The following is a 12,360-nucleotide window of genomic DNA, read 5'->3' as shown; positions in this document are numbered from 1 at the left end:
ATTGTCGCGAATATACATAAGTAGGGAGGCAATGGTTTAAACATATATATTGAACCCGTTTTTATTTGATCGGAATTTCAGAAATATTTAGATAAAACAATTAAGGAGAGGATAAGCATGTGAAAATGTTGAAGAAAATAGTTTAAAAACCATGAGGTACTTTCTGTTTTTTTATAGAATAGCTAGAGTGAAACTAAAATAAAAGAGAGAATTATAGATGGAATGAAGATGTTAACAGTTGTTATTAAAATATTTGAATTTTAATAATACCTAACAAGTTAAAGATTATATATTTGCAAAATATATATTTCTACATTATTTAAAGGGTAGTTTACTAATAAAACTTTAGTTAATTGTCTTGATTTGATTCAGAAAAATGTATTTAAAATAATTAAAGATTAGTTAAAGCTATTAAACATTAACCATAATTTTAAAATGAATAAAAAAATCGATCAACAGGCAGCAGATAATATTAGAGCATTAGCTGTAGCCATGGTAGAAAAAGCGAATTCAGGACATCCAGGTGGACCGATGGGAGGCGCAGATTTTATGCACATCTTATACTCGGAATTCTTTAATTACGACCCATCGGATATGACTTGGCCTTTTAGAGATCGATTTTTTATGGATGCTGGGCATTTATCTACATTAATGTATGCACAATACTATCTTTTAGGGAATTATGAGAAAAAAGATATTGAAAATTTCAGACAATGGGGGTCTATAACACCTGGTCACCCGGAAGTTGATGTTTCCAGAGGTATAGAAAATACATCCGGACCTTTAGGGCAGGGACATACCATGGGTGTTGGAGCAGCCATTGCAGCTAAATTTTTACAAGCCAGATTCGGAGACTGGATGAACCATAAAATATATGGTTTCATTTCAGACGGAGGCATTCAAGAAGAGATATCACAAGGAGCAGGTAGAATTGCTGGCCATTTAGGATTAAGCAATTTTATAATGTTTTTCGACTCTAACGATATTCAGTTATCAACATCAACAGATGAAGTAACTACTGAAGATACAGCTATGAAGTATGAAGCTTGGGGTTGGAACGTAGTGACTATCGATGGTCATAACCATGATGAGATAAGAAAAGCATTAACAGATGCAAATAACGAAATAGAAAAACCAACTTTAATAATAGGTAAAACTATCATGGGTAAAGGTTGTGTAGCCGCAGACGGAAGTATGTTTGAAGGACACTGTGAATTACATGGGCAACCTATTGGTCATACAGGAGCAGATTATACAAAAACCTTATTAAATTTAGGCGCAAATCCTGAAAGCCCTTTTGATAAGTACGAAGATGTAAGTGCGTTTTACGAAACACTATTAAAAGAAAAAATAGCTAAGGCAGCAGAAAAGAAAGCTGTTATTGAAACTTGGAGACAAGATAATAAAGTGCTTTCAGATAAATTAGATCACTTCTTGTCAGGAGAACTCCCTGATTTAGATTTTGAATCTATTGAGCATAAAGCAGGACTAGCTACAAGAGCCGCATCTTCTAATGTGCTTGGGTATTTAGCTGAGCATGTAGAGAACATGATCGTATCATCGGCAGATTTATCTAATAGTGATAAAACAGATGGGTTCTTAAAGAAAACACAAGCCTTACAAAAAGGAGACTTTAGTGGATCATTTTTACAAGCAGGTGTTGCTGAGTTAACGATGGCATGTATTGCAAACGGTATCGCGCTTCATGGCGGTATTATTCCAGTAGTCGCAACATTCTTTGTGTTTTCAGATTATATGAAACCAGCGATTCGTTTAAGTGGTATTCAAGAATTAGGCGTGAAATACGTTTGGACGCATGACGCTTTTAGAGTAGGAGAAGATGGTCCTACACACCAACCAATTGAACAAGAAGCACAAATAAGATTATTAGAAAAACTTAAAAACCATAGTGGTAAAAATAGTTTCTTGGCATTACGTCCAGCAGATTCAGCAGAAACAGCTGTAGCATGGAAAATGGCTTTAGAAAATAGCAATACACCATCAGGTTTAATATTATCTAGACAAGGGATTAAAGATATTCCTGCTAATGGATCATCTAGATATCAAGAAGCTTTAGCAGCAGAAAAAGGGGGGTATTTAGTAAAAGAAGTTGAGAATCCAGATGTTGTTTTAGTTGCTAATGGATCAGAAGTTTCAACCTTGATTGAAGCGGCAAAACTACTGGAAGAAAAAGAAAATATTAAGGTAAATATAGCTTCAATAATTTCTGAAGGCGTGTTTAGACTTCAACCTAAAGACTATCAAGAAAATGTTATTCCAAAAAACAAACCTTTATATGGCTTAACAGCAGGTTTGCCAGTAAACTTAGAAGGACTTGTAGGTGAAAGTGGTAAGGTTTTTGGAGTAGATCATTTTGGTTATTCAGCTCCAGCAGGTGTGTTAGATGAAAAATTTGGTTTTACAGGAGAAAAAGTTTGCCAAAATGTAATCGAATATTTAAATGAAACATCTATGGCTAAAATTTAATCATTTGTAATGATTAAATGGATGGAATCTAACCTTAGAATCAAAACAGATAAAACAATAAATACAAGCGAATGAAATTTTTTATAGATACAGCCAACCTAGGTGATATTGCAGAAGCACAGGCTTTAGGTGTTTTAGATGGTGTTACAACAAACCCATCATTAATGGCAAAAGAAGGTATTACTGGTGCTGAAAATATTTTAGCACATTACCAGAAAATTTGTGATTTAGTTGATGGCGATGTAAGTGCTGAAGTGATTTCTACCGACTTTGAAGGTATGGTAGAAGAAGGAGAAAAATTAGCAGCTTTACACCCACAAATAGTTGTGAAATTACCATTAATAGCAGATGGTATAAAAGCCTGTAAATATTTTTCTGATAAAGGAATAAGAACAAATGTAACCTTAGTTTTTTCTGCTGGACAAGCGTTGTTGGCAGCAAAAGCAGGAGCTACTTATGTGTCTCCTTTTATTGGTAGATTAGACGATATTTCTACCGATGGCTTGAATTTAATAGCTGAAATTAGACAGATTTATGATAATTATGCTTTTGATACTCAAATCTTAGCAGCGTCTGTACGTCATACAATGCACGTAATAGATTGCGCTAAATTAGGATCTGATGTTATGACAGGACCATTATCTTCAATTAAAGGATTGCTTAAGCACCCATTAACTGATATTGGTTTGGCTAAATTTTTAGAAGACTATAAAAAAGGAAATCAATAATTTTCTTTTTAATCTTATAATTTAAAAAGCGTCTCAAAAAATTTTGAGACGCTTTTTGTTTGAATTAATATGTGTATATGCTTTTATCCTTCTACGGTAGATTTTCCATAAATTAGACTTGCAAGAATGCCCATTATTGAATAGTGAACAATATAAATAGCGGCATTTATAATAGTTCCGCTTAAATCCAAAAGGTTAGATGTTGAGTAATCAATCAATCCACTTCCTAGGCCTATTAAAATACCAATCCAGATACCAAATTGAACACCTTGGAAAATTCCATGTGAACCTCTAGCCCATTTCGAATACATAGTTGAAAAAGCAAAGCCAACAACAAGGCAACCAATAGTTAGTAAAGCCATATCTGGTACTTCTTTCATCAGACCAGAAGAAACAGTATGGTCTGCTAACATAGGATCCCCTATAATTCCCCAAAGTAACCATCCACCAAGAAACCCCCAAATAGTGGTAATAATTGTCGAAATTAAATTTGTTTTTGAAAACATAATATTAGTTTTAATTGGTTAATATTCAGATAAATGTATGTAAAAAATGGCATATTGAATAAAAACAGGAGCCTAATATGTATAATTATATCCAGTTTGTTTATAGAGAAAAGGCTTTTAAATAGATAAAATCAATAGTAAATTTAACGTTTTAACTTGTAACATTTTTGATGTTATCAAGTCTATTTTATATCGACTAAACCAATAATTTGTAACTTTGTATTCTAATAGATCTAATATTATGGATATTAATGATAACATCGAATCACCTTTAAATTTAAAAGTGAGTTTTAATGTCATGCTTAAACATTATAAAGCTTTGGCTAAAAATGATGATGAATTTGTTGCGGCCAGAGCGAAGCGTATTTTAGATATGGCTCGTGCATATCCAGAGTTAGAAGAAGGTTTTAGTGATGTTTCAATATTAAAAGAAAGAGAAAAGGAAATAGCAATTATTCTTGAAGATTCATTTAGTCCCGTTTTAACTAAAAATGAAATAAAAACAGCGTCAGTTCCTTTTCATAATTTAATATTTAATTCATCAGAACGATTTAGAAGTATTATTAAAACGGCGGGTGATAATTTTGAACTTCAAATAAAAAATATGCCAGAGGATGATAGATATATCATAGCATGTACTATCATTTTAAATTTTTGTTATGGCTATAATTTAAATTTCAAAAGACCGTTTTATTACGAAATACCTGACGCTAATGGGATACTTCGTTATTATAAAATATTATATAATGCAGATTTTTGTGAAATCGTTCCGACAGAAGCTGCTAAAAAAATCACCCAAGAAGACTATAATGAGTTACTAGATAATTTTGAAAACATAGATCTTTGGAAAGAGAAATTCCCTCCTAATAGTTATATATTCAGAGGATTCGTCATATCTAATATTTTTGATGTTACAGACGATCAATCCATATCCAATATAAAGTCTAACCTTATTGGTGAAGACAAGCGAAAAGACGAAGGTTTTATCGAAGAATTTCATGAAGTTTTTAGATCGCTTTTAGGAATAAACGATCTAAAAGTTGGTTTTTCAATTTATAATGAAGAAGAAGAAACATTTGAACGTGTTTATGGTGTAGGCATGAATAGCTTTTTACTTAACAAATCAGAAAAAATTTGTTGTGAAGGCGCTTTATGTGGTTGGTCACATAATAGGTTGTTAAATGAAAATAAATATTTCTCTGTTTCAGATGTAGATAAAATGTTTGAACTATCTAAAGGTAAAGCACCACACATTGCCTCATTACATGAACAAGGTATAAAAAGTGCCATTTTTGCACCTATAGCTAATGATAAAGGTTTAATGGGGATATTAGAAATAGTGTCTAATAAACCGCAAGTGCTTAATAGTATAAATGCCAATAAATTAATAGATGTTATGCCGTTTATTGTATCGGCAGTTGAGCGATCCAAAAGCGATGAAGAGAATTTAATAGAAGCGATTATACAAAAAGAATGTACTTCAATTCACCCAAGTGTACATTGGCGATTTGAAAGAGAAGCAAAGAATTTTATTAAGTCTGAAATGAATGGTGAACAAGCTGTCTTTAAAAAGATAGCTTTTGAAAATATTTATCCGCTTTATGGTCAGATTGATATTAAAGGATCTTCGGAAGCGCGAAATAAAGCCACGCAACAAGATTTAACGTTGCAATTATCGGCCATTAAAAAAATATTAGAAAAAGCTTCAGAAATAGAAAGTTTACCAATTTATGATCAATTTATATACCAGACAGATAATTATTTGAAAGGGTTAAGTGCTCATTTTCAGGTAGACAGCGAACAACAAATATCTGATTTTTTTAGGAAAGAGATAGAACCAATTCTTAAACACTTATATACAATAGATGAGTTAAAAGAACAAATTAATGCCTATTTTGATAGTATTGATGATAAAGTAAATATGCTTTATAGACATAGAAAAGACTATGACGATACCATTGCGTTGATCAATAAAGAAATGGCATCTCTTTTAGATGCAAAACAAGTTGAGGCGCAACAAATGTATCCGCACTATTTTGAGCGTTTTAAAACAGATGGTGTAGAGCATAATATGTATGTTGGTGAATCCATTACTAGAGAAGATAGCTTTAATCTTATCTATTTATATAACTTACGTTTGTGGCAATTACAAGTGATGTGTGAAATGGAAAATTCATACTACCAAATGCAATCAGATTTTCCGGTATCGTTAGATGTGGCATCTATGATATTAGTATTTAATCAGCCATTATCTATAAGTTTCAGAATGGATGAAAAACAATTTGATGTGGATGGAACATATAATGCCCGTTACGAAATTGTAAAAAAACGAGTTGATAAAGCATATATAAAAGGAACCACAGAGCGTGTTACCCAAAAAGGAAAAATAAGTATTGTATACTCTCAAAAACAAGATGAAAAAGAGTATTTAAGATATATTAAATTTTTACAGTCTAGACACTATTTAGATACGGATGTTGAAATAGTTGAACTTCAGGATTTACAAGCTGTTACAGGTCTTAAAGCCATTCGAGTAAGCGTGCTATATCATAAAGATGAAAACGATAAAGCGTTTTATACTTATGATGACTTAATGAAGGAAATAAGAGCTTAATTTTCAATTTTAATCCCAGTATAACTTTGTTGATCTATAACTATAAATTAGTTGTAGCAGATATATCATCATTCAAAAGATTAAATTATGACTCTGAGTCATATCGAAATGAGTTATGGTTGAGATATCCCATCACTCAAATTATATATTACAGATTATATGATTTCTCCTTGCGTCGAAATGACTTATGGCTGGTAGATTAATAAAAATAAAGTAGTTTTAAACCCCTAGAAATCACGCTATTTTAATTTGATACTTCCCAAGTAATCCAGCAACATTTTCTTTTGAAAATTTAGCATGTTTTATTTTATTATTTTCAGGATCTAGAGATAGATTATATGATGTTTTAAAATCAACATGTTCCAGGATCGTATTTTGAAAAAGAACATGCTTTAAATTACAATTTTGAAAAGTACTGCGAGATAAATCAGTTTCGGTAAAATCCACACTCGTTAAATTACAGTCTTTAAAAAGTGTCTTTTTTAAAGTTAAGCTATAAAATACAGATAGTTCCATGTTGCAATTATCAAAAGAAACAGATAAAAATAAATCATCACAGTTATTAAAATGAATACCTAATAACTTACAATTAGAAAAAGAGACATCATTAAGCACCGAGCGATTTATATTAGTTAAGCTAAAATGACAATCGATAAACTGGCAATCGGTAAGAGATATATTTGATAAATCAGCATTCACAAAATTACAGTTAGTAAATCTACAATCTTCATATTCCCCTTTATCTAAAGGTATTTCGGAATAATTTAGATTATCAAAGCCTTTATTTTCAATCATCAATCTATTTCAAAATTTTATAATGAAGTAAAAGCAGCACCAGAAAAAAACTGAAAAGCAATAGCAAAAGAAAGAACACTCACTATAATGCCTATCATAAATACGCTATAAGTTAGACGAAGTATTTTATATTTTTTATCTAAAACCAATCCAAGAAAATATAAATCTTTTTTCATAGAAGAATACAGGTAGTCTCTATCCTGCATCATTTCTCCCATGGCCCATTCAAAATCTTTAAGGCTCATTTTATGAAAGTTACCAAAAAATAATAAGTTTACTTTTTTATTAGCAACATCCTCTTTGGTAAACTTGCCACTTGTAACATTTGGGCGCGTAGCTAAAATAGACAATACTATAGATACAACTGTAAACAATACAAAAATAATCGTGGGAACAATTAAATATTGATTTGAAGCATTGTCTAGTTTTGAAACTAAATTAGAAAGGACTAAGGAGACAATTATAGCATTAACCGATAATAAAATATTAGCCTTCGTGTCGGCAATATTACTTAAAGTAATGTGATTTTTAAGGGTCACCCTAAACATGGTTTCAATACCACGCTCTGGGAGTGCCACTTTATTCTTTTTAAAATGTAATTCCTCTTTCTTATGCTTGAGTTTTGTATTGTCTTGCTTTAATTTATTTTGAGCTTTCAATAATTGCGAGAGGTTTTTACTCTTCATTTTGTCCCATTTTGCAGAAGCTTCATTAGTGTAAAACCTATGATCATTAGATAAAAAATCAATGTTCATGCTTAACCATTCTTCTTCACTAAGTGTTTTATTACAGGCAATCTCCCATTCTTTTCTAAGTAACTCAGTAATGTCAATAAACCTTTTACTTCCTATATGAGCACAATCAGCGTCCCTTATTATCTTTTCTAGCTGATTTTTAGGTACGTATTTCATTTTAGTAGCTAAAATCAAGTCAGATATAGTTTTTATATCATTTTCAGGTACACTACGATCTTTTAGAAAAGCCTCCGCAATTTTTACACTTTCAACTTCATGATTATCTATGCTTTTGGTGTAGCCAGTATCATGAAACCAGGCACTTAATAGTAAAAGTGATTTGTCAGTTTCTTTTAAATTTGAAAGCTCGGCCAGTTCATTCGCTTTTTTTACTACACTTTGTGTATGAGATAAATTATGATAAATAAATTTGTTATCAAGGTTATCGTTTAAATATTTAATAACATATTTTTCTGCTTCAGCAATAAGATTGTCCATAGAAAAGAAATGATTTTTAGTAAAAATACTAAACTTTAATTAATGCAAAGTAAACGCTATATTTTGTCGTATATTTCAATGATACTTTACATGGATATTTAGATAAATGAAACTGTAAGGAATTAAACTTAATTTAGACTAGTATTAAGATAAAAAGCATATTAATACTGGACTCATTTCGAGTATTTAATTAATAAAGAAAGGAACATTACTATGCTAACTTGGAAGGACATCATTAATTTTTCTGTAAAAGGAAACCCTACTCCAGATAAACGTGTTGAAAAGACAGATGAAGAATGGCGCGCTCAATTAACCCTGGAGCAATTTAGAATCACCAGACAAAAAGGAACAGAGCGTCCACATAGTGGTGCGCTTTGTAGTACACATGAGGCAGGTAAGTATAACTGTGTCTGTTGTGATACACCTTTGTTCGATTCTACTATTAAATTTAGTTCAGGAACAGGCTGGCCCAGCTTTACACAGCCTATAAAAGCTAATGCCATTAAGTATGAAAAAGATACAGCATTTGGAATGGTACGTGTAGAGGTGATGTGTAATACTTGTGACGCTCATTTAGGACATGTATTTCCAGATGGACCAGAGCCTAGCGGTTTGCGTTATTGTATCAATTCTGAATCTATGCAATTAGAAAAGGAGGCCATTAATGACAAATAAAAATTTAAAGTTTAATAAATTGAGATAGTCTAAATAGTATTTGGATGTCAGTTCGAGACCTTTGTTAAATTTTTTAACTAGCGGATGAAAAGGCGTAATTGAAAATGATAGTTCTACTGTCTCCCTGAGCGCAGTCGAAGGGTTGATTAAGATCCGTCTTGAAATCGTTTCGACTGCGCTCAACGTGACATTTAATTTCTAAATATTTAGACGGAAGGATAAAGAATGACAAATAAAAATATGCAGTTAGCCACATTTGGAGGTGGTTGTTTTTGGTGTACAGAAGCTGTATTTCTAGAAGTTAAAGGCGTTGAAAAAGTGGTGTCTGGATATTCAGGAGGTGATGCCCCCGGACATCCAACTTATCGTGAGATTTGCTCAGGTTTAACAGGACATGCTGAAGTCGTTCAAGTAACATTTGATGCTCATGTAATTTCTTATGAGGAGATATTAGTTATTTTTATGACAACTCATGATCCCACAACTTTGAACAGACAAGGAGCAGATAAAGGCACACAATACCGATCGGTGATTTATTATCATAATGAAAAGCAAAAAGACATTGCAGAGATTGTTTTAAAAGAAGTAGCTCCTTATTATGAAAATCCAGTAGTTACAGAAATTAGCCCTTTAGATGTGTTTTATGAAGCAGAAGACTATCATCAAGATTACTATAGAAATAATCAGGAACAAGGATATTGTAGCTTTGTAATTACGCCTAAATTGGCAAAACTGCGTAAACTTCATGCAGATAAATTAAAATAATTAAAAAAGAAAGGGCCATTTTAATGTCAAGTCATACAGAGCAAGAACAAGTGTTTAATGCTCCGGAATTCCATATCAATGATTGGATTGACGCTAATGGGAATAAAACGGAAGCCATAAAACTTTCAGATTTTAAAGGTAAACTTAAAATAGTATACTGTTTTCAAAGTTGGTGCCCAGGATGTCATAGTAAAGGATTACCAGATCTTAAAAAAATGGTAGAAGCTTTAAAAGAATGTCCAAATATTACTTTTTTGGCTATACAAACTGTTTTTGAAGGCCATCATGACAATACCTATCAGAAAATTTTAGAAACGCAGAAAAAGTATGATTTAAAAATACCATTTGGGCATGATGCGGGAGATGATGGCAAGTCACGATCAAATATGATGACTAACTATCAAACAGGAGGAACCCCTTGGTTTATTTTTATTGACAAACATGATAATGTAGTCTTTTCAGATTTTCATTTGAATCCAGATGCAGCAATCAATTTTTTGAAAACGATTGATTAAATGAAAAAAGTCATTAAACTTTATGGTGCAGCTAGGTGCCATAAAACGCAATATTATAAGGCATTTTTTGAAACACGTAATTTAAATTACGTGTTTCTTGATGTAGAAACTAATGATGCTTTCACTGAAGAATTGCGAGGTTTATATGAAAATAGGAAACTTAATTTTCCAACAATAACAATTGGTAAAAAGAAACTAAGAAATCCATCTGATAAAGAATTGAACAAACGTATTGCAAATTTACATGGACAGTAAACTAAGTAAAATAGCCCTGGGAGGTGGTTGCCATTGGTGTACAGAAGCTGTATTTCAATCGTTAAAAGGGGTCGTGAAAGTTGAGCAAGGTTATGTGGCTTCAGTAGAAGAAAATAGTAACTTTTCAGAAGCTATCATTGTACATTTCAATAGGGATGAAATGTCATTAAAAACACTTATTGAAATTCATTTGCATACACATAAAAGTACAAGTAATCACTCTATGCGAAGTAAATACAGGTCTGCTGTTTATGCATTTTCAGAAGAACAAAAAAAGGAATCAGAAGATATTATTAAAAGTTTTCAGAAAGATTTTGAGTATAAGTTAATCACTAAAGTATATCCTTTTCAGTCCTTCAAAGCCTCAAGAGAAGCTATTCAAAATTACTATCAAAAGAATCCTAATAAACCTTTTTGTAAAACATTTATCGACCCCAAGTTAAAATACTTAATGCAAAAATTTTCTTGTCAAATTAACCAAAGTAAAGTAGCACATTTAGTTACGACTACAGTATAAAGATTTTATAGATGAAAAGTTCAAAACTAAATATCCAAAATAACAAAGGCTTAAAACTTCAGGCATATTTAGAATTACCAGCAAATCAAAAACCAAATTACTTTGCCATTTTTGCACACTGTTTTACATGTACTAGCTCATTAAGTGCCGTAAAAAATATTAGTCGCGCATTAACAAATCATGGTTTTGGAGTTGTAAGATTCGATTTTACAGGCTTGGGCAGAAGCGAAGGCGAGTTTGCAGAAAGTCATTTTTCTGCTAATGTTGAGGATTTAATAGCCGTAAGTAATTATATGGACACTCATTATGAAGCACCATCACTATTAGTTGGCCATTCGTTAGGAGGAGCTGCTGTATTGTCGGCAGCTTCCCAATTGGATAATATTAAAGCCATAGCAACCATTGGAGCACCTGCAACAGTAGGTCATGTTACCCATTTATTTTCTCATGGTATTGATGAGGTTAAAACAAAGGGTGAAGTAGAAGTTAATATTGGAGGACGTCCTTTTAAAATTAATAAAGACTTTGTAGAAGATTTTGATAAAACAGATTTGCCTGCCATTGTAAAGACATTACGGAAACCATTATTAATTCTGCATGCGCCCACAGACACCGTTGTGGGTATTAAAAATGCAGAACAGTTATACCATCATGCACATCACCCAAAAAGTTTTGTAACGCTTGATGATGCAGATCATTTATTATCTAACCCCAATGATAGTAAATATGCAGGAAATGTAATTGGTACTTGGGTTCAGCGATATTTTGAACTTAAAGAAAATAAAATGCTAGAAACTAAAGGTGAGCAATTAGTAGGACATTTAAATTTAGTTGAAGATAATTTTACAACCTCTATTCAAACTAAAAAGCATACCATGATTGCAGATGAACCTAGTTCTGTTGGAGGTGATGATTTTGGACCTTCTCCGTATGAATATCTCAATGCAGGTCTGGTTGCTTGTACTGCTATGACCTTGAAAATGTATGCACAGCGTAAGCAATGGGATTTACAAGAAGTATTTGTATATGTAACACATTCCAGAAAGCATAGTGACGATTTAGGCCTAGAAATAGAAACTCCGACTTACTTGGATCATATTAGTAAAAAGCTGAAATTTGTTGGCAACTTAGATGAAAAACAAAAAGAACGCCTAAAAGAAATAGCTTCAAAATGTCCGGTGCACAAAACCATTGCCAGCGAAGTCGTTTTTAATACAACAATCGTAAATGATTAAATGGTATTTAAATTATTACCTTTAATGCTTCATAAA

Annotated in this window: 12 protein-coding genes; 9 read left to right on the top strand and 3 right to left on the bottom strand. The window is 32.0% G+C overall.

Annotated elements, in window-relative coordinates:
• The first annotated feature begins 435 nt into the window (after window positions 1-435).
• Together EM932_RS03210 and fsa are read left to right on the top strand one after the other, a co-directional pair.
• A complete protein-coding gene (locus EM932_RS03210) occupies window positions 436-2,487 on the top strand; it encodes a transketolase family protein (RefSeq protein WP_135875427.1) in 2,052 nt (683 codons plus the stop codon).
• A 71-nt stretch (window positions 2,488-2,558) separates the two neighbouring features.
• Window positions 2,559-3,215, top strand: a complete 657-nt coding sequence (gene fsa / locus EM932_RS03205; RefSeq protein WP_135875425.1) for a fructose-6-phosphate aldolase — start codon at window positions 2,559-2,561, stop codon at window positions 3,213-3,215.
• A gap of 83 nt (window positions 3,216-3,298) precedes the next feature.
• Here the strand turns inward: fsa and EM932_RS03200 are convergent, their stop codons facing one another.
• Entirely contained in the window at window positions 3,299-3,721 is a 423-nt protein-coding gene (locus EM932_RS03200; protein WP_135875423.1) for a hypothetical protein, read from the bottom strand.
• A 241-nt stretch (window positions 3,722-3,962) separates the two neighbouring features.
• Here EM932_RS03200 and EM932_RS03195 point away from each other — a divergent pair, with 241 nt between their 5' ends.
• Entirely contained in the window at window positions 3,963-6,335 is a 2,373-nt protein-coding gene (locus tag EM932_RS03195) for a GAF domain-containing protein (RefSeq protein WP_135875421.1), read from the top strand.
• A gap of 234 nt (window positions 6,336-6,569) precedes the next feature.
• Here EM932_RS03195 and EM932_RS03190 read toward each other — a convergent pair whose 3' ends face one another.
• Both EM932_RS03190 and EM932_RS03185 read right to left on the bottom strand, forming a co-directional pair.
• Window positions 6,570-7,130, bottom strand: a complete 561-nt coding sequence (locus EM932_RS03190) for a pentapeptide repeat-containing protein (RefSeq protein WP_135875419.1) — start codon at window positions 7,128-7,130, stop codon at window positions 6,570-6,572.
• A 17-nt stretch (window positions 7,131-7,147) separates the two neighbouring features.
• On the bottom strand, window positions 7,148-8,362 hold the full coding sequence (locus EM932_RS03185; RefSeq protein ID WP_135875418.1) for a Pycsar system effector family protein: 1,215 nt from the start codon (window positions 8,360-8,362) through the stop codon (window positions 7,148-7,150).
• Window positions 8,363-8,575: 213 nt separating this feature from the next.
• Between EM932_RS03185 and msrB the strand changes: the two genes are divergently transcribed.
• The 6 genes from msrB to EM932_RS03155 all read left to right on the top strand — a co-directional run bounded on the left by msrB (window position 8,576) and on the right by EM932_RS03155 (window position 12,324).
• Window positions 8,576-9,037, top strand: coding sequence for a peptide-methionine (R)-S-oxide reductase MsrB (gene msrB, locus EM932_RS03180; protein WP_135875416.1), 462 nt, complete (start codon window positions 8,576-8,578; stop codon window positions 9,035-9,037).
• A gap of 225 nt (window positions 9,038-9,262) precedes the next feature.
• Window positions 9,263-9,802 carry a peptide-methionine (S)-S-oxide reductase MsrA gene (gene msrA, locus EM932_RS03175; RefSeq protein ID WP_135875414.1) on the top strand — a complete coding sequence of 180 codons (540 nt, stop codon included), beginning with the start codon at window positions 9,263-9,265 and terminating at the stop codon, window positions 9,800-9,802.
• Between the two features lie 23 nt (window positions 9,803-9,825).
• Window positions 9,826-10,317, top strand: coding sequence for a TlpA family protein disulfide reductase (locus EM932_RS03170; RefSeq protein WP_135875412.1), 492 nt, complete (start codon window positions 9,826-9,828; stop codon window positions 10,315-10,317).
• Window positions 10,318-10,572 carry a glutaredoxin family protein gene (locus tag EM932_RS03165; RefSeq protein ID WP_135875410.1) on the top strand — a complete coding sequence of 85 codons (255 nt, stop codon included), beginning with the start codon at window positions 10,318-10,320 and terminating at the stop codon, window positions 10,570-10,572. It abuts the gene before it with no gap.
• Window positions 10,562-11,089: a peptide-methionine (S)-S-oxide reductase gene (locus tag EM932_RS03160; protein ID WP_135875408.1), complete on the top strand. Its 528-nt coding sequence runs from the start codon at window positions 10,562-10,564 to the stop codon at window positions 11,087-11,089. The genes EM932_RS03165 and EM932_RS03160 overlap by 11 nt, the downstream gene beginning before the upstream one ends.
• Before the next feature lie 11 nt (window positions 11,090-11,100).
• Window positions 11,101-12,324, top strand: coding sequence for a bifunctional alpha/beta hydrolase/OsmC family protein (locus EM932_RS03155; RefSeq protein WP_135875406.1), 1,224 nt, complete (start codon window positions 11,101-11,103; stop codon window positions 12,322-12,324).
• The last annotated feature ends 36 nt before the right edge of the window (window positions 12,325-12,360 follow it).

It is taken from the genome of Flavivirga rizhaonensis, from assembly GCF_004791695.1.
GTDB classification, from domain to species: Bacteria; Bacteroidota; Bacteroidia; order Flavobacteriales; family Flavobacteriaceae; genus Flavivirga; species Flavivirga rizhaonensis.
Note: the sequence above shows the minus strand (reverse complement) of the source record. Positions and strands in the feature narration are given on the sequence as shown.